General features: G+C 61.6%; 13 protein-coding genes. 6 read left to right on the top strand and 7 right to left on the bottom strand.

Annotated elements, in window-relative coordinates:
• Nucleotides 1–38: 38 nt before the first annotated feature.
• Together ACN19L_RS06390 and ACN19L_RS06395 are read right to left on the bottom strand one after the other, a co-directional pair.
• Nucleotides 39–1,709: a ribulokinase gene (locus tag ACN19L_RS06390; protein WP_426492699.1), complete on the bottom strand. Its 1,671-nt coding sequence runs from the start codon at nt 1,707–1,709 to the stop codon at nt 39–41.
• Nucleotides 1,710–1,819: 110 nt separating this feature from the next.
• On the bottom strand, nt 1,820–2,998 hold the full coding sequence (locus ACN19L_RS06395) for an aldose epimerase family protein (RefSeq protein ID WP_426492700.1): 1,179 nt from the start codon (nt 2,996–2,998) through the stop codon (nt 1,820–1,822).
• 501 nt (nt 2,999–3,499) lie between these two features.
• Between ACN19L_RS06395 and ACN19L_RS06400 the strand changes: the two genes are divergently transcribed.
• Nucleotides 3,500–6,931 carry an SbcC/MukB-like Walker B domain-containing protein gene (locus ACN19L_RS06400; RefSeq protein ID WP_426492701.1) on the top strand — a complete coding sequence of 1,144 codons (3,432 nt, stop codon included), beginning with the start codon at nt 3,500–3,502 and terminating at the stop codon, nt 6,929–6,931.
• A 29-nt stretch (nt 6,932–6,960) separates the two neighbouring features.
• Here ACN19L_RS06400 and ACN19L_RS06405 read toward each other — a convergent pair whose 3' ends face one another.
• Both ACN19L_RS06405 and ACN19L_RS06410 read right to left on the bottom strand, forming a co-directional pair.
• Nucleotides 6,961–8,037: a DUF6687 family protein gene (locus ACN19L_RS06405; RefSeq protein ID WP_426492702.1), complete on the bottom strand. Its 1,077-nt coding sequence runs from the start codon at nt 8,035–8,037 to the stop codon at nt 6,961–6,963.
• A 51-nt stretch (nt 8,038–8,088) separates the two neighbouring features.
• Nucleotides 8,089–8,409 carry an HNH endonuclease gene (locus tag ACN19L_RS06410; RefSeq protein WP_426492703.1) on the bottom strand — a complete coding sequence of 107 codons (321 nt, stop codon included), beginning with the start codon at nt 8,407–8,409 and terminating at the stop codon, nt 8,089–8,091.
• Between the two features lie 139 nt (nt 8,410–8,548).
• Here ACN19L_RS06410 and ACN19L_RS06415 point away from each other — a divergent pair, with 139 nt between their 5' ends.
• From ACN19L_RS06415 to ACN19L_RS06430, 4 genes are all read left to right on the top strand, one after another.
• Nucleotides 8,549–9,073, top strand: coding sequence for a hypothetical protein (locus ACN19L_RS06415; protein WP_426492704.1), 525 nt, complete (start codon nt 8,549–8,551; stop codon nt 9,071–9,073).
• Nucleotides 9,074–9,237: 164 nt separating this feature from the next.
• Nucleotides 9,238–9,546, top strand: coding sequence for a thioredoxin (trxA, locus tag ACN19L_RS06420; protein WP_426492705.1), 309 nt, complete (start codon nt 9,238–9,240; stop codon nt 9,544–9,546).
• Nucleotides 9,547–9,660: 114 nt separating this feature from the next.
• Nucleotides 9,661–12,003: a TonB-dependent receptor gene (locus ACN19L_RS06425; RefSeq protein WP_426492706.1), complete on the top strand. Its 2,343-nt coding sequence runs from the start codon at nt 9,661–9,663 to the stop codon at nt 12,001–12,003.
• A 9-nt stretch (nt 12,004–12,012) separates the two neighbouring features.
• On the top strand, nt 12,013–12,894 hold the full coding sequence (locus ACN19L_RS06430; protein ID WP_426492707.1) for a DUF4249 domain-containing protein: 882 nt from the start codon (nt 12,013–12,015) through the stop codon (nt 12,892–12,894).
• 137 nt (nt 12,895–13,031) lie between these two features.
• On the opposite strand, the gene ACN19L_RS06435 is transcribed toward ACN19L_RS06430, so the two are convergent.
• The 3 genes from ACN19L_RS06435 to ACN19L_RS06445 all read right to left on the bottom strand — a co-directional run bounded on the left by ACN19L_RS06435 (nt 13,032) and on the right by ACN19L_RS06445 (nt 17,320).
• Nucleotides 13,032–13,853, bottom strand: coding sequence for a purine-nucleoside phosphorylase (locus tag ACN19L_RS06435; RefSeq protein WP_426492708.1), 822 nt, complete (start codon nt 13,851–13,853; stop codon nt 13,032–13,034).
• A 166-nt stretch (nt 13,854–14,019) separates the two neighbouring features.
• Complete coding sequence (gene sppA, locus ACN19L_RS06440; RefSeq protein ID WP_426492709.1) at nt 14,020–15,780, bottom strand: signal peptide peptidase SppA; 1,761 nt, start codon at nt 15,778–15,780, stop codon at nt 14,020–14,022.
• Between the two features lie 292 nt (nt 15,781–16,072).
• Nucleotides 16,073–17,320: a replication-associated recombination protein A gene (locus ACN19L_RS06445; RefSeq protein WP_426493566.1), complete on the bottom strand. Its 1,248-nt coding sequence runs from the start codon at nt 17,318–17,320 to the stop codon at nt 16,073–16,075.
• Nucleotides 17,321–17,547: 227 nt separating this feature from the next.
• Here ACN19L_RS06445 and ACN19L_RS06450 point away from each other — a divergent pair, with 227 nt between their 5' ends.
• Nucleotides 17,548–18,477 carry a DMT family transporter gene (locus tag ACN19L_RS06450; protein WP_426492710.1) on the top strand — a complete coding sequence of 310 codons (930 nt, stop codon included), beginning with the start codon at nt 17,548–17,550 and terminating at the stop codon, nt 18,475–18,477.
• Nucleotides 18,478–18,531: the final 54 nt, after the last annotated feature.

Raw genomic sequence — 18,531 nt, forward strand, 5'->3', positions numbered from 1 at the left:
CTCCTGTTTGGATTGTGCACCAGCGCCAAAAACCAGCTCTAGGCCATACTTTCCGTGTTCTGCTCCACAAACCGGCCCAGCTGCTGGTACTGCTGGTAGCGCACCTCGTAGTCGGCCACGCGGGCGGGGTTGGGCGCGTACGTGTCGGCAAAGCCGTTGCCCATGGCCCGCTGGGCGGCTTCCACGCTGGGGTGCAGGCCGGCGGCCACGGCCGCGTACATGGCCGCGCCCAGGGCCGGGGCCTGGTCCGATTCGGCCACCTTGATGGGGCGGTTGAGCACGTCGGCCAGGGTCTGCATCATAAAGGCCGACTTCTTGGCCACGCCGCCCAGGGCAATTACCTGCCGGATGGGAATGCCCTCCTGCTCAAACCGCTCCACAATGCGGCGGGAGCCGTAGCAGATACTTTCTACCAGGGCCCGGAAAATCTGCGGGGCGTCGGTGCCCATGGAGAGATTCAGCAGGGCGCCCTTCAGGGCCTGGTTGGCGTCGGGCGTGCGGCGGCCGTTCACCCAGTCCAGGGCCAGCACCTGGGATTCTTCGGGCTTCACGGCCGCAGCGGCGCGGCTCAGCTCTACCAGCATCGTGTCGCTCAGCTCCTGGCGCAGGGCCTGTTGCTGCTCGGTGGTCAGCACCTTGGAGTGCGGCAGCACGGCCCGCAGCGGCCACTCCAGCATCTGCCGGTACCAGGCCAGCAGGTCGCCCACGGCCGATTGGCCGGCCTCCAGCCCCAGCATGCCGGGAATCACGGAACCATCCACCTGCCCGCAGATGCCGGGCACCAGTTGCTGGCCCACCTCGTCCATGGGGGCCACCACAATGTCGCAGGTGGAGGTACCCATTACTTTTACCATGGAGTAGGCCTCGATTTCACCCGCCACAGCCCCGGCGTGCGCATCGAAGGTGCCCACGGCCACCACCGTGTCGGTGGTCAGCCCCAGGCGCTCGGCCCACTCCGCACACAGGTGACCGGACACCTGGTCGGCGGTGTAGGTGTCGTTGAACAGGCGGGCGCGCAGGCCAGTGAGTTTGGGCTCCAGGTGCTGCAGGAATTCCTCCGAGGGCAGGCCGCCCCAGCTCTCGTGCCACATGGCTTTGTGGCCGGCGGCGCAGCGGCTGCGCTTGAAGCTGTGCAGGTCTTGGCCGGTGAGCAGCAAGGTCAGCCAGTCGCAGTGCTCCATCCAGGAGTAGGCGGCCTGAGCCACGGCGGCATCGGTGCGGGTTACGTGCATGATTTTCGCCCAGAACCACTCCGAGGAGTAGATGCCGCCCTCGAACTTCGTGTACTCAACGCCGCCCCAGGTACGGACTTTGTCGTTGATTTCGGCGGCTTCGGCCAGGGCCGTGTGGTCTTTCCAGAGCACGAACATGGCGTTGGGGTTTTCCTCGAAGCCCGGCGTGAGGGCCAGGGCCACGCCCTGCTCGTTCACGGGGCCCGGCGTGGAGCCGGTAGTATCCACGGCCAGGCCCACAATCTGCTCGCGGGGCACCTTGCCGGCCACGGCCCGCACGGTGGCTTCCAGGCCCTCCAGGTGGTCGAGCGGGTGCTGGCGAAACTGGTTCTGGCCGGCGTTGCAGTAGCGCTGCTGCGCCCAGCGTGCAAACGGATGCACGGCCTGGGCCACTTCGGTGCCGGTGCGGGCATCCACCAGCAGCGCCCGCACAGAGTCGGTGCCGTAGTCAATGCCGATAACGTATGTCTTTTCCATTTAGTGAGATGGTGAGATGGTGAAATGGTGAGTTGATGTCAGGGATACTAGTGCCGCGCAGTCCGCGTCAGCAACACGGCACTCACCATTTCATCATCTCACCACTTCACCTAGGGGCGCACGCCGAAGGTGTAGCTGGTGGTTGAGCGCAGCGTCTGGCCGGGCTGCAGGATGGTGCTGGGGAAGGCGGGCTGGTTGGGCGAATCGGGGAAGTGCTGGGTTTCCAGGCAGAAGCCCGCGTGCTTCCCGTACACCTTGCCGCCCTTGCCCTTCAGGCTGCCGTCCAGAAAGTTGCCGGTGTAGAACTGGATGCCCGGCTCGGTGGTGCGCACCGTCATGGTGCGGCCCGTGGTGGGCTCGTACACCGTGGCCGCCTCGTGCAGGCCGTCGGTCTGGGTGAGTACCCAGTTGTGGTCGTAGCCGCCGGGCACCTGGGCAATCCGCTCCCCAATGGCGTGGGCTGAGGTGAAGTCGAAGGGCGTGCCCTTTACCGGGCGCAGCTCCCCGGTCGGAATCAGACTGGCATCCACCACCGTGTAGCGGTCAGCCGGGAGGGTCACCTCGTGGCCCAGCACATCTTTGCCCCCACCCAGGTTGAAGTAGCTGTGGTTGGTCAGGTTCAGGGGCGTGGCCTTATCGGTGGTGGCCGAGTAATCGATTTTCAGCTCGTCCTTGGCTGTGAGCGTGTAGACCACCGTCACATCAAGGTTACCGGGGTAGCCCTCTTCCCCATCCTTACTGCGGTAAGTGAGCGTGAGCGTCTGCCCATCGGCCGAGGAGCCGGGCTGGGCCTGCCACACTACTTTGTCGAAACCCTTCAGGCCCCCGTGCAGGTGGTTGGGGCCGTTGTTGGTGGCCAGCGTGTACTCTTTGCCGTCGAGCGTGAAGCGGCCCTTGGCAATGCGGTTGCCGTAGCGCCCGATCAGGGCCCCGAAGTAAGGACCGGATTTCCGGTATTCGGGGCTCTGGTAGCCGGCCAGGCTGTCGAAGCCCAGCACCACGTCGCCGAGCTGCCCTGCTTTATCAGGCACGAGCAGGCTGGTGACGGTGCCGCCGTAGGTACTGATGGTGGCTTTGAGCCCGTGGGCGTTGGTGAGCGTGTAGAGCTGAACGTCCGTGCCATCGGGCAGGCGGCCGAATGGGCGGGCGGTGGGTGTTTGGGTGGTATCCATGACAGTAGCGGCGGGGTCAGATGTAGTGGAGGAAGGGCGGTCGGCTCGTTCCGGGGAGTTGCAGCCGGCTACTGCCAGTACGGCGGCCAGCAAAGCAATGTGGTAGACGTTGAACATAAAGACCAAGGAGAAACTCAATCAACGGAGCAGAACTGTTAACAAAACCCTGAACGGCAATAACCAGCCCACAAGGTAGTACGCAATATCAGTTTACACAAACGATTGTGTAAACTGACAAGTATTTACTGTCTGTATTTCTCAAGAACCGGTAGTGCGTCGTCTCTCTATAGCAGTTTCGGGGCTGGCCTGTTTCCACAACATCGTCAACGCAGTCCACCCGATAACCAGTCGCCGCAGGCAGCATAGTGCTTTCGTATCAGAGCAATGACTGCTGCCATATTTTATAGGAATCGGTGATTCAGTCAGGCACAATTACGAGGTAACGACCGGGAAATTATTGGGAGCTGGCCCCTGCCGTTTGAACCGATATGGATGGCACTTACTCCTGCTTTCTGCTTTCGGGATTGCGCCCTGCCGTAGTTATCTTTGTAGATACCGCTGCCGCTTTTTCTACCATTTAAGGCAGAGTATTTCTTTTCTGGTGCCGTTATCTGCCGCATGAAAATTCTTCGCGTCCGTTTTCTCAACCTCAATTCCCTGCGCGGAGAGCATTTCGTTGACTTCAGCCGGACGCCCCTCTCCGATGCCGGCCTGTTTGCCATAACCGGCCCCACCGGCGCGGGCAAAACCACCATTCTCGACGCTATTACGCTGGCTCTCTACGGGCAGGTACCCCGGCACGAGAGCAGTGGCCCCGAGCACGTAATGAGCCACGGCACCGGGGAGAGTTGGGCTGAGGTGGAGTTTGAGGTGAACGGGCAGCAGTACCGCAGCAAGTGGGGCCAGTACCGGGCCCGCAAGCAGCCCGGCGGCAAGCTCCAGGACCCCAAAATGGAGCTGAGCGAGCGGAAAACGGCCGAGGACGGCACCGAATCGTGGCCGTTTCTGGAAACCTACAAATCCAAGGTACCGCCGCGCATTGCCGAGCTGAGCGGACTGGAATACAAGCAGTTCCTGCGCAGCGTGCTGCTGGCCCAGGGCGACTTCACCCGCTTCCTGAAAGCCCCGGCCGGAGAGCGGGCTCAACTGCTGGAAAAGATTACCGATACCCGCAAGTACTCCGATATTTCCCGGGCCGCGTTTGAGCGGGCCAAGCAGGAAAACCTGCTGGTAGAGCAGTTGCGTCAGGGCCTGGAAGGCGTCACGTTGTTGTCGGCGGAGGAAGTAGAACACTTGCAAACCGAGCTGCAGGACCTCAACGCTCAGCTTGCCAAAGCTACTGCCACGCAGGAACAATGGCGCGAGGCCCGGCAATGGCACCTGCGCCTGCAAGAGCTGCGCGAGAAGCTGCGCACCACTCAGCAGCGGCAGCAGGAACTCGCTGCCCAGGCCGAAACGCTGGCTCCCCTGCGCCAGCGCCTGGCCCTGCACCAGCAGGCCGCGCCCTTCGCCACCGACCATGCCCTGTTACTCCAAACCGAGCGGCAGCTGAGTACGCTGCAGCAGGAAGCGGCCACGCTCCAAACCCAACTGCCCCAACTGCAACAGGCGGCCGCCGCCGCCGAAACGGCCGGCACGGCCGCCACGCAGGCGCACGAGCAGGCGGCGGCCACCCTGCGCATCCAGGAGCCCCGCCTCCGGGAAGCCGAACTGCTGGACCACCAACTTCGGGAAAAGCAGCAGCAGCTGGAACAGGGCAAGCAGGAGTATCAGGAGCAAAACCAGCTCTGGAAGCAGCAGAACCAGGAGGCCACCACCGCCGACCAGCAAAGTAAGCTGCAGCGCCAGCAGGCTCGGGAGCTGCGCGAGTGGCTGCTGCCACGTACGGTGCTCAGCACCGTGGCGGAAGCCCTGCCGCCCCTGAGCGGCTACCTCCAGGACTGGCAGTACAACCGGACGGAGCTAACCGAGCTGAGCCGTAACCTGCAGATGCGCCAGCAGCAACTAGCCGTGGCCACCGTTACCGAGCAGGCCAGTTCCGAATTGCTGCGCACAGCCCAAACCCAACTAGCCACGGCCACCGAGCAGCAAACCGCCGCCTCCGCTACCCGCCTCGACTGGCGCCACCAGCTTAGCCACCACGTAGCCCGCCTGCACCGGGAGGAGACGGCCCTGGAAACTAGCCTGCAGGACTTGCGCCGCCTCATGCACGCCCACCAGCTGATTCTGACCCACGAAGAAGCCCGCCAGCAGCTGCAAGCCGGGGAGCCGTGCCCCCTATGCGGGGCTTTGGAGCACCCGTACGCTGCGGGCGTGCTGGGCGTGAGCGAGGACTCGGTGCAGCGCGACCGGGAGCGGGAAAAGGCACTAACCCAGCAGATTGTAACGCTGAAAGGCCGTATCAACCGGTTAGTAAGCATTAGCGGGTTACTAGAAACCGATACGCTGCCCACCGCACCCGAAAGCACCGTGTTGCGCTGGCTCTCGGAGGAAGAGGAAACCACCGTGCCCGGCATTGTGCGCGGGTTGGTGCAGGAGCTGCGCACCCTGGAGCAGCAGCAGCAGGAAGCGCGCCTGGCCCAAACCAAAGCCGAGGCCGACCAATACAACGCCCGCCAGCAGCAACAGCAGCTCCAGACGGAGCTGCAGCAACTCACCCTGCGCCTGCAGGATGCCCAGGAGCAGGCTCCCAAAATCAAGGACATCATCAGCAGCCTGCTCAAAACCTTCGGGCTGGAATTTTCGGGCGAGAATGGGCCGGAGCTGGTGCGCCGCTTGGAGCAGGCTGGCGCCACGTACCGCCAGAAACTGCAGGAAGCTGAAAAGCTGGAACGGGAACTGGAGCTGACCCAGGAGCGTGCCAACGCCGCCCAACAGCGCCGCCAGGAGCTGCAGCAGTGGCTGGACAAGCGCAAAGCCGAGTTGCAATCCAGCCACGCTGAACTACAGCAGCTGCAGCAGCGCCGCCAGGAGCTGCTCCCCGATGCCAACGTGGCCCAGGCCCGGCAGCAGCTGGAAACCGCCCTGCTCCACGCCGACCAGCACCGCCAGCGCCTCGACCAGCAGCAGCAGCAGCACCGCACTGCCTTATCCGTAGCGGCGGATAAGCTTCAGCAGCGCGAGCAGGCCGTTAGCCACCAGCAACGGGAGCTGCAGGAGCGCCGTGCAGCCCTCATTCAGGCTCTCACTGCCGCCGGCCTCAGCCCTGACCCGGCTATCCTGCCGGCATTACTGTTGCCCCACGCCGAGGCTACCACCGTGCAAACCCAACTACAGCGCTACGAGCAGGCTATACACGCCGCCAATCAAACCGCTGAGGAAACCAGGCAGCAGCTAACCACCGAGGAAAATCGCCGCCTCACCACCGAACCCCTGGAAGCAGTAAGTCACTATCTGGCAGCCGCTGGCGAGCAGTTGGCCGCCCTGCACCAGCAGGTTGGGCAGCGCCAGGAGCGCCTGAATGCCCACTTGGCCGGGCAGCAGCGCCACGCCACGCTGGCCACGCAGCTGGAGCAGCAGCAGCAGGAAGCCCGCCGCTGGCGGCAGCTGGCCGACCTCATCGGCTCGGCCGATGGCAAGAAGTTCAGCGAGTTTGCCCAGGGCCTCACCCTGGCCCGCCTTACAGACCTGGCCAACCGCCACCTGCACCGCTTCACCGACCGGTACCGCATCCTGCGCAACACCGAGCAGCACCTCGATTTACTGATTCAGGACGAGTACCAGGCTGGCGCTGTACGCACCATGAATTCCTTATCGGGTGGGGAGAGCTTTTTGGTGAGTCTGGCCCTGGCCCTGGGCCTCTCAGAGCTGGCCGGCCGCCGCACCCAGATTGACACACTGTTCATCGATGAGGGCTTCGGTACCCTTGACCCCGATACCCTGGACGTGGCCCTCTCGGCTTTGGAGTTGCTGCAGGGCACCGGCAAAACCATCGGCATTATCTCCCACGTCGAGGGCCTGAAAGAGCGCATCAGCACGCAAATCAGCGTAAAAAAAGGTGCCGGAGGCATCAGCTCTTTGCAGGTGCTAGGATTTGGGCAGGAGGTGTAAATGCTGCTCGAAATGACAGTTCAAGTGGTTCAACGTACTTCCGCCTGGCCCGCCTCCCGGATTTCGGCCCAGGTCCAGTAGCGTTTTGGCTTAATGCCTGCGTAGCCTGCCCGAAAAAACGCTACTACTTCCTGTTCCAACTGCTCCGCTGTGATGGAGGAAGTATAGATGGGTCGCTGGTCGGGGTCGGCGTAGCGCTGCACTTTGGTGAGGCTTTTACCACCCAGCCGCAGCAGCGGCCCGGTATCGGTAATGCCGTCGAAGGTCCAGCGGCGCGGGGTAGTTTCCAGTTGATTCAGGCGGGCCGTGAGGGCGTCCAGCGGCAGCCGCGGCAGCGTAGGCCGGCTTTCCAGGTCAATCCAGGTAGTGTACTTATACTCAAACTCATAGCGCTGCTGCCCATACAGGCTTAGCACCATGTCAGAACCCGCCGTCGCCCCGAACAGTGCGTAGTAGGGCAGCGGCTCCGGCGTGTGCACTACCGTCAGTCCAATTTCGGGGTAGCGGCGCAGTATAGTAGCCGGACTTTGCAGCACGGCCACTCCCTGCCGGACCCGGGCGTACTCCGGCTCCCAGGCAGAGCGGGCGGTTTCAGGGTTTTCCAATACGGCGGCAAACCGCGGCAGAAACCAGGCAAATTTCTCGGCCGAAGCCTCGTCTTCCCGCTGCCGCCGGGCCGGGGCTCCAAAGGGCTCGTAGAAGCGGGCCTTTTCCTCGGCATTCAGCCAGCACACCAGTTGCAGTGCGTGGTCGGCCTGCGGGTCCTGCCACTCAATTTCCCGGAAGTCGCCGAGGGTAGCAACCAAGCGCAGCAGGTGCTCGTGGTGCAGGGCCAGTTCCGGATTAAGCAGGCTCCACACCCCCACAAAGCCATCAATATCGAAGTGGTTGGCTGTAACCGCCCGCGCTTCCAGCCCTGGCCAGGCGGGCCGACGCAGAGCCCGCAGCACTGAGCCGGCGCTGGTATCGTCGCGCAACTGGCTGGGCGTGGCTGCCCCGCGCCAGTGGGCCAGGGTGAGTACTGCCCCCAGCCCGGTACTATCAACTACAATAGTGGGCTGCTGCCGCAATTGCCGGAAAGGCACAAACTGTTTGGAAGAAAACACGGGAAAAGTGCTCGGTGGGCTAGGCAAAGGTACACGGCCAGGCCGGGTTGCCTAGCGGCGGGCCCGGCGGTTGCTGATGCGCTCTACCCGGCTGCGACGCACCCAGTGCAGGTATTTCTGCAGCTCCTCAGCCGTCCGCAGGCTTTCAATGGTGTTGTAGCGGCGGGCCAGGTCCTTATTATCCAGCAACAGGTGCACGGTACTGTGGCAGGGCTGGCACAAATCAACTACCGGCCCGTAGCGGCCTCCCTGCTCCCGCGGCACCAGATGATGACGGGACGTTTGCTGCACCTCCCGCTCGCACAACCCGCAACGGCCCGCGCCCGGATCAGGTAAAATTATCGGGGGGCCATAATTTCTGTTCTTGCGCATACCAGTTAAGTGCGGTCGTACGATAAACTGAAGCTGAGCGGTTTGAGTGGATCGAAAAAAAATAAGGTAAGGACAACAAAATTTTATTGCAGTTATCGGATATCGTTTATATTTGATTGCGCCTCAGCTGTATGCTCCAGTGAAATACACTCTGGCAGGTGCAGCTTCAGTTCTTTCGTATCCGAACGGGCTTTTGTCTTTTTCACACTCTTATTGTTTTTCTATGCGCGTTTCTACTCCAACTCTTTCTGTTCGCCGTTTGCTGCAAACTGCTGGCTTACTGCTGGCTCTGGTAGTGTTTGCGCCCAAGCAGGCCCACGCCCAAACCTGGATGGTGTCCACGGAGGCCTACGTGAAAATCGGCGTGATGGATAAATTCGGCCAACTGGGAGGCTACACGGCTAAATTCATAGTAATCAGCCAGGATAATGGCAAAGAATACACCCTCGTGAAGCAGGTTCCGAAGGGCCAGAACGGCATAGACGTAATATTCCCTTCGGAAGCTTCGGAATCTGATTATTTCAAAACTGAGCGCGGCGAAGCGGGTAAAGCCACCCCGGGCCGCTACACCTGGGAGTGCCAGGTGGGCGGGAAAAAAGTAGTGGGCGGACGCTTCGGTTTTTCTGAAGTCGCAAATGATGTTACCTTGGTGGGGAAAAAATAACCTTCCCTTTTCACCCACACTCACCCACACCCAAAAGCCCAGTGTTGCAGCACTGGGCTTTTTTGTGTTTGTGCCGGTGTGGTACGGGCACACCATTTCCGGCACCTCAGTCGTATAGGCTCTGACTGCCGGCGCGGTGCCGGCGGCTACTCTCCCCCAGCAACATGCCTAAAAAGTCGTTTTCTGAACTCATTAACAGCCCGGGTATGCCGGTGCTGGTCGATTTCTACGCCGATTGGTGCGGGCCCTGCAAAACGATGGCTCCTATTCTGGAACAGGTGGCTGGCCAGCATCAGGGCAAGCTCAAAGTCATTAAGATCGACGTGGACAAGAACCAGGCAGTAGCCCAGCAATTTCGGGTCCAGAGCATTCCCACCCTGATTCTGTTTCATAAGGGGCAGCCGGTATGGCGGCAGGCAGGCGTAGTGCCGGCGGCTCAAATCAGCCAGGTGGTGCAGGGAGTGCTGCAGTAAACTGCCCCGACGCGGGGGGCTGCCGGAGCCGTTGAACATTCCCGTTGGCGCGGGGTTATTCAGCCATTTACATTGGGTATCCGTACTTTCGGACTCATGGATAACGAGGGTCGAATGAGGTTTTGGTTACTGCTCACCATTTTTTGGGTAGCCGGCATGGCCGGACCGAGTTGGGCCTGGGCTCAGGCACAGTACATCCTTAGCGGCACCGTACGGGCCGGCAGCACCTCGGAAATACTGCCGGGCGCTACCGTGGCCGTACCTGCCCTGGGCCTGGGAGCCACCGCCGACGAGCAGGGAGCCTATTCCCTGCGTTTGCCCGAGGGCCGCCACCAGGTAGTGGTATCCTTCATTGGCTACGACGCCCAGACGCTCGTGCTCAACCTGACCCGCAACCAGCGCCAGTCGTTTCGGCTGAGCAGTGCCGGCAATCAGTTGGGCGAGGTGGTGGTGGAAGGCCGGGGCACCCTGCAGCAGAAGCTGCAAACTGCCCAGATGAGCGTGGACCGCCTCACGGCCAAGGAAGCCAAGCTGTTGCCCGCTTTGTTCGGGGAAGTGGACATTCTCAAAACCCTGCAGCTAAAGCCCGGCGTGCAGAACGGCGGCGAAGGCACCTCGGGCCTGTTCGTGCGCGGGGGCTCTGCCGACCAGAACCTGGTGCTGGTGGATGATGCCTTGGTGTACAACCCCAGCCACTTGTTCGGGCTGTTTTCGGTATTCAACCCTGATGCGGTGCAAGCGGTAGATTTGTACAAGGGGGGGTTTCCGGCCCAGTACGGGGGGCGGCTGTCGTCGGTGGTGGATGTGAAGATGCGGCCCGGCAACGCCGAGAAGCTGGGTATAAGCGGGGGCATCGGGCTGATTTCCTCGCGCCTGACGGTGGAGGGGCCCATCAAAAAAAGTAAAGGAGCCTTCCTGGTATCGGGGCGCCGTACATATTTTGATGTATTTACCCGCCAGATTAACAAGCTAAATGAGGGGCAGGACGACTACAACCCCATCCCCGACTACTACTTCTACGACTTCAACGCCAAGGCCAACTACAAATTGGGCAGCAAGGACGAGCTGTTTTTGTCGGGGTATCTGGGCAATGATGAATTTGGATTCAACTCCCAGAATGGCTTCGATTTTAGCTTTAACTGGGGCAATGCAGTGGGGTCTTTGCGCTGGAATCACGTGTTCAATCCGCGGCTGTTTCTGAACACCACGGCCTCCGTCACACACTATAAGTACCAGATCAGAAACCAGCTGGACCAATTTGCCTTCAACCTCTCATCTGACATCCGGGACCTGACGCTGCGCTCTGACCTGGACTACCTGCCCAACGACCGGCACGCGCTGAAATTCGGAGTAACGGCCACCCACCACCGCTTCGGCACGGGCAGCCTGCAGGCGGGCTCCGCCGACGGCCGCCTGGCCCTGGGCTCCGACATCAGCTACCCCGGTGCCGAAGCGGCTCTCTACGCCTCCGACACGTACAAGCCCACCGAGAAATGGCAGCTGGAATACGGCCTGCGCGTTTCGGGCTTCCAGTCGGGCTCCGACCAGTACGGGGGGCTGGAGCCCCGGGCGGCGGTGCGCTACTCGCTTACGCCCACCGTGTCATTGAAAGGCAGTTACGCCCTCATGTACCAGTACGTGCATCTGGTTACCAACTCCGGGGCCTCCTTGCCTACGGATATCTGGTATCCCTCCCGTAAATCCGTGAAGCCGCAGCGGAGCCAGCAAGTGGCTACCGGTATCAGCTGGCTGCTGGGCGACGGGCGCTACCTCATCACCAATGAGGTGTACTATAAATGGGCCCAGCGGCAGATTGACTTTAAGGACGGGGCGCAGCTGTTTGTGAACCCCGATCTGGACTCGGAGTTCCTATTCGGCAAGGGCTGGGCGTATGGCAACGAGGTGTACCTGGAGAAGAAACAGGGCCGCACCACCGGCTGGATTGGCTACACCCTGGCCTGGACCAAACGGCGCTTCCCACCCCAGCGCGGCACCACCGGCATCAACAACGGCAACACCTTTTACCCCACCTACGACCGGCGCCATAACCTGACGGCCGTGGTGCTGCACAGCCTCTCGGAGCGGGTACAGCTTACGGGCTCGTTTGTGTTCAGCTCGGGGCAGGCCACTACCCTGCCACTGGGCCGGTTTGTGTTCCAGGACCTGTACGGTGAGCGGGCCTCGGCCGTGCCCATCTACCCCCAGCGCAACACCTACCGGCTGGCTCCCTACAACCGTCTTGATTTGGGGGTGGTCTGGAAAATGCGGCCGAACCGCTGGTTTCCGGAGTCGGACCTGACGTTCAGCATCTATAACGCCTATAACCGCCGCAACCCCTACTTTGTGTACTTCGACCAGGTGAAGGATGAGCAGACGGATGAGGTGGTGAGCTTCCGGGCCCGGCAGGTGTCGCTGTTCCCGGTAATTCCTTCGGTGACGTATAACTTCAAATTCTGAGCACGAAGTATGCAGATTTCTTGGGTTACGCAGATTATAGGGGCTGGTTCCGGGCGCAGCGGGCAGCCGGGTGGCCGTTGGGCACTGGGGCTGCTGGCGGGCGGGCTGGCTTTGCTGAGCGGCTGCGGCCTGCAAAAAGATATTGACGTGGAGCTGCCCGCATATCCGCCCCAGCTGGTAGTGGAGGGCTACCTTGAAAACGGCCAGATTCCGCGCGTGGCCGTCAGCGAATCGGTACCATATCTGACGGCCCCCACGCCCCAGGTACCTACCGATGTGAAGGCCTTCGTGATTTTGCCCAACGGTCAGCGGCAGGAGTTGCTGTTTGCCCCGGGCACCGACCGGCGCACGGGTAAAATCTACACCCACGCCGGCACCCGCCGCCTCACCATTCAGCCCGGTCAGACGTTCGGGCTGGAGCTGACCGACTCCAAGGGCCGGCGCGTAACGGGCTCGGCTACTATGCCCGCACTGGTGCCCATTGATACCGTGGAGTGGAAGTTCAACGACAAGCAGGGCGAGTTTCGCAAGGCCTATGTGCTCACCCGCTTCCGCGACCCCGCCGCCACCACCGACTTCTACCGCCTCCAGATTCATAAGAGCCGGCTGGCTACTTCCCCCAGCGTTGACTACACGCCTGAAGACCGCCTCAACAACGGCCAGGAGTTCACGCTGGGTACCAGCTACGAGTTTGCAACTGACGATACGCTGTTCGTGACGCTGTACCACTTAGATCAGCCGTACTACCGGTTTCTGCAGTCGGTGCAGGATGCGCGCAACGCCAACGGCAACCCGTTTGGGCAACCCGCCGCCATCAAAAGCACCGTGGAAGGCGGTATTGGCGTGTTTACGGTGCTCAGCTACCAGCGCCGCCGCGTTATTCTGAAATAACATGCCGGCCGTTTAAAAGCTACCCGCCGGGCAGCCTCCGCTGCGGGGTCACCCGGAAATACCCCTTGCCCTACAAACGCAGAAAAGGCTTCCTGCCAAATGGCAGGAAGCCTTTTTCACGCATCCTGAATTCGACTCTATAGCTTCTCCAGTACCCGCCGGAACAGGGCGGTGAGGCGGGGCTCGGCTACGGCGGCGGTGCGCAGAATATCCGCCAACGACACCTTTTTGAGCTTGCCCGGAGCGCACAGGTCGGTGATAACCGACACGGCCAGCACAGGCAGGTTCATGTGCACGGCGGCAATCACCTCGGGCACCGTGCTCATGCCCACGGCATCGGCCCCAATGGTACGCAGGTAGCGGTACTCGGCGGGCGTTTCCAGCATGGGGCCGGGCAGGCTGGCATATACGCCCCGGCGCAGGAACTGAGCCAGGCCCAGTTCCTCGGCCGCTTCCTCGGCCAGGCGCAGCAGGTGCAGGCTGTAGGGCTCCATCATATCGGGGAAGCGCAAACCCAGCTCATCCAGGTTTTTGCCGATGAGGGGGTTAGTGGGCTGCAGGTTGATGTGGTCTTCCAGCAGCATCAGGTCGGAGTAGTTGTAGTCGGGGTTGAGGCCGCCGCTGGCGTTGCTCACCAGCAGGTGCTCAATGCCCAGCAGCTTCAGCACGCGCACCGGAAATACAATCTGCTCCATCGTATAGCCCTCGTAGTAGTGAAACCGGCCGCGCATCACCAACACCCGCTTGCCGGCCAGCGTACCGGCCAGCAGCTCGCCGGCGTGGCTTTCCACCGTGGATACCGGGAAGTGCGGAATATCGGCGTAGCTGAAGCGGTGCTGTACATCTAGTTCCTCAGCCAGAGCACCCAGGCCGGTGCCCAGGATAATACCGGCCTGGGGGTGAAAACCCTGTAAAGTATGGCGGAGGTAGGTCGCGGCTTCGTTCAGTTCTTTCATCATCTGTTTTTTTGGTGCAAGGTACAGGTTCGCGCAGTGGCGTGCGGTGGGCGGCGCGGTGACTCGCAGGGCCGTTCAGTGGGCCACTGCGAGTCACCGCACTGCCCACCGCACGAAAACAAAAAACCACCGACTTGCGCCGGTGGTTTTCTATGGAGAGCAGAAACTCCTATTGCACCTGCACCTCAAACGGCATGCGCATCTGGGCACCTTTCATTTCGGAGAGCTTCTTGTACTGCTGGTACATGGGGTACATCGGGCCCATTTCCTCCTTCACCATGCGCAGCTTGGCTTCCTCAGAAAAAGAGCTGAGCAGGCTTTCGGCAAACGATTTCTGCCGGGGCAGCTTCTGAATGCGGTAGTCACCTTTTTTGAGATTGGCGCGGCGGGCGGCAATGTGCAGGGCATCATCCATGGAGCCCAGCACATCTACCAGCCCGCGGGCTTTGGCTTCAGTGCCCGACCATACCCGGCCTGAGGCCAGGCGGCGCAGACGCTCCACCGGCATTTTGCGGCCCGCGGCGGCTTTGCTGGTGAAGTCGGCGTAGATGCGGTTGATTTCCTGCTGAAACTGCTGCTGCTCAAACGGGGTGAGGGCACGGGTGATGGTGGGGAAATCGGAGAACTTGCCGGTAGTCACGCGGTCAGTAGTTACCCCGATTTTGTCGCGCAGGAAGGGCTCAATATTGGGCAGCACCCCGAACACCCCGATGGAGCCGGTAATGGTGGTCGGGTGAGCTACAATCGTGTCGCAGCCCATGGCAATGAAGTAGCCGCCCGAAGCCGCCACGTCCGACATGCTGGCAATTACCGGCTTCACTTTCTTGGTGAGCATCACTTCGCGGTAGATGATATCAGAGGCCAGCGAGGAGCCGCCGGGCGAGTTCACGCGCAGTACCACGGCCTTCACGCCTTTATCGAGGCGGGCCTTGCGGATGGCTTCGGCAAAGCGGGTGCTGCCGATGCTCTCGTTGCCGCCTTTGCCCGTTACAATGTCGCCCTCGGCGTACACCACGGCAATGCGGTTGCCGCTGGTGCTGCCCTCGTCCTCGTCGGCCGATTTCTTGTAGTCCGACAGGTCTATCAGGCTCAGCTTGTCGTCTTTCTCCACGCCCAGCTTGCCCTTGATGTAATCGGTAGCCTGGTCGTAGTAGCCCAGGTCGGTTACCAGCCCGAGGCGCTTGGCGTCGTCGGCGTTGTGCACCAGCATCGAGTCACTGATGACCTTGAGGCGGGCCGGAGCAATTTTGCGGGCGGCGGCTACCTCCGCCAGCATCGAGCCGTTGAGCGAGTTCAGGAACGAAGCCGTCTGCAGGCGGGCTGAGTCGGACATGTTAGTGCGGAAGAACGGCTCCACGGCACTCTTGAACGAGCCCACGCGGAAAATCTGCGCCTGCACGCCCAGCTTATCGAACAGGTTTTTGTAGTACATCGTCTCCGACGACAACCCATTAAACTCCAGCGTGCCCTGCGGATTCAGGTACAGCTTATCGGCAATAGAAGCCAAGTAGTAGCTCTTTTCCGACTGCGCATCGGTGTAGCTCACGATGAACTTGCCGGCTTTCTTGAAGTCGAGCAGCTCTTGGCGCACTTCCTCCAAGGAGGCCATACCGCCCTGCACCAGTTCCAGGTTCAGGAAAATGCCTTTGATGTCGTCGTCCTTTTTGGCGCGGCGGATGGCATTTTTCAGCTCATCCAGGCCAATGGTGCTGCTCTGCCCACCCGTAAAGCCCGAGAAGGGGTTAGTGAATTCCCGCTCCCCAATGGGTTTGTCCAGGGTCAGCTCCAGTACTGAGTTGCGGGCCACGGTCACTTCTTTATCGGAGGAGGCGGCGGCCACAATGAAGCCCACCAGCAGCACCACGCCCAGCAGGGAAAACAGCACGAGGCCGGTGAAGGAGGCCAGCACGTACTTAAAAAATTGTCTCATGGAAGTAGCAGGTTACGTATCTGAAGCAAAAGTAGCCGCTTTCCGCCCCCGCCGCCGGGTATTCAACCAACGGCCCGGTTTGGGGCGGCAACGGACGTTGGGAGGTGGTTAGGTGGATAGGTGGTTGAATGGTTAGGTAGTTGGGTGGTTGGAAAAGAACTGTCATTCTGAGCGCAGCGAAGGACCTTATCAAGCCAGAACGAGCCGTTGCAACGGTTGCCGTTACAACGTGATAAGGTCCTTCGCTGCGCTCAGGATGTCAATCCAACCACCCAACTACCTAACCACCCAATCAATACCCGTATTTCTCGCCCCAGAGCTGGCGCAGGCGCTCCTGGGCTTTGGCTTCGGCGGGGTTGTGGCCGGGTCGGTAGAACACGGTGCCGCTGAGCGCGTCGGGCAGAAACTCCTGGTAGGCAAAGTTGCCGGGGTAGTCGTGGGAGTACTGGTACTGCTGGCCGTAGCCCAGCTCGGCCATGAGTTTGGTGGGCGCGTTGCGCAATGGGATGGGCACCGGCTGCACACCCTGCTGGCGCACCAGCGCCCGAGCTTCGCGGATGGCTTTGTAGCTGGCGTTGCTCTTGGGCGAGGTGGCCAAGTACACCACCGTCTGCCCCAGAATGATATCCGACTCCGGCATGCCAATCACCGTAACGGCCTGGAAGCAACTCTGGGCCAGCATCAGGGCGTTGGGGTTGGCCAGGCCTACGTCCTCGGAGGCCAGAATGAGCAGGCGGCGGGCAATGAACTTCACGTCCTCCCCGCCTTCCAGCATCACGGCCAGGTAGTAGAGGGCCGCGTTGGGGTCGGAGCCGCGGATGCTCTTGATGAAGGCCGAAATGACGTCGTAGTGCATTTCGCCGCCCTTGTCGTAGCGCGCCAGGTGCTGCTGGGCCAGCTGCTGCACCACCGCGTCGGTTATCACAATCTCGCCGGTTTTGGGGTCGGGGCGGCTGGCTTCCACCACAATTTCCAGCAGGTTCAGCAGCTTGCGCGCGTCGCCACCCGAAATGGTGAGCAGGGCCCCGTACTCCTGCATCCGCACCTTTTTCTGGCGCAGAATTTCGTCGTTGGCTAACGCATTGTCCACGATGCCGGTGAGAATATCCTTGCCCAGCGACTCCAGCACGTACACCTGGGCCCGGCTCAGCACGGCCGGAATCACCTCGAACGAGGGGTTTTCGGTGGTGGCCCCGATGAGCGTGACCACGCCCTGCTCCACGGCCCCCAGCAGGGCATCCTGCTGGCTTTTGCTGAAGCGGTGAATCTCATCAATGAACAGCACCGTGCCGCGCTGCTTTTTGGCCCGCTCAATTACCTCGCGCACGTCCTTTACGCCGGCATTCACGGCGCTGAGCGAGGCGAAAGGCTTGCCCTGCTCCTGGGCCAGCAGGTTGGCCAGGGTGGTTTTGCCCACGCCCGGCGGGCCCCACAAAATCAGGCTGGGCAAACGGCCGGCGTTGAGGTAGCGGCGCAGCACGCCCTCGGGCCCGATGAGGTGCTGCTGCCCGGCGTATTCGGCCAGGGTTTGGGGACGCATGCGCTCGGCCAGCGGCGCCCCGGGGCGCGGAACGAATGGCTGCGCAGCAGGCGCAGGGTCAGAATCGAACAAAGAACCGGTAGACATAAGGTAGGTTTGTGGCGTAAGCTTTAGCTTGCGCCGGGCGTGTCATCACGCTGTACGTACTCGGACCGGCACTGGCTTCGCGTTGCTGCCCACAAACCGGTCCACGGCGCAAGCTAAAGCTTGCGCCACATTCTCGCGCAATGAAGAATTCAGTGAAGGTGCACAGCGCCTTGTTTATCGTGGCCCTGATTTACGCCGCCAACTACAGCATCTCCAAGGACGTGATGCCACGCTACGTGGGACCGTTCGGGCTGGTGCTGCTGCGCGTGGTGGGCGCTACCGTGTTTTTCGGCATTCTGAGCCGGCTAGTAGCCCCGCAGGACCGCATCACGGGCCGCCCCGACCAGCTGCGGGCCATTGCCTGCGGCATCCTGGGCATCGGGCTGAACCAGCTGCTGTTCTTCTCGGGCCTTAACCTCACCTCTCCCATCAACGCCTCCCTGATCCAGACCATTGCGCCGGTCGTGACGGTACTGGCCTCGGTGGTGCTGCTGGGCGAGCGGCTCACGCTGCCGCGGCTGGCGGGCATCGGGCTGGCCGGTGTGGGGGCCGCCAGCATTATCCTGAGCCGGGGGCCGGTGGCGGCTGGGGGCCAGGATGGGCTGCTGGGCAACGTGTTCATTCTGCTCAACGCCACGGCGTTTGGGGTGTACTTAGTGCTGGTGATGCCGCTCATGCGCAAATACCACCCGTTTACGGTGCTGGCCCGCATTTTTTTGGTGGGGGCGTTTTTGGCGGTGCCGGCCGGCTGGCAGCAGGTGCAGCAACCCGATTACGCCAGCTTCCCATTAGGCATCTGGGCGGCCATTGCCTATATGGTTATCTGCCTCACCATTCTGGCCTACCTGCTCAACAACTGGGCCCTGAAGTACGCCTCGCCCTCGTTGCTGGGAGCCTACATCTACCTGCAGCCGGCGCTGGCGGTACTCATTGCCGTGAGCTTGGGCAAAGACGTGCTAACCTGGGACCGGGCCTGGCAGGCGCTGCTGATTTTCGGGGGCGTATTTCTGGTGAGCCGCAAGCCGAAAGCTGCCCCGCAGCCGGTGCCGCTGGAGCCGGTGCAGGATTAAAGCTCTCAGAGCTTCCGCCTTGGGTCAATCGCACGGTTTTCCGGGCGGGTCTGC

Origin of the sequence: Hymenobacter sp. 102 (assembly GCF_049949205.1) — a bacterium.
Classification (GTDB): Bacteria; Bacteroidota; Bacteroidia; order Cytophagales; family Hymenobacteraceae; genus Hymenobacter.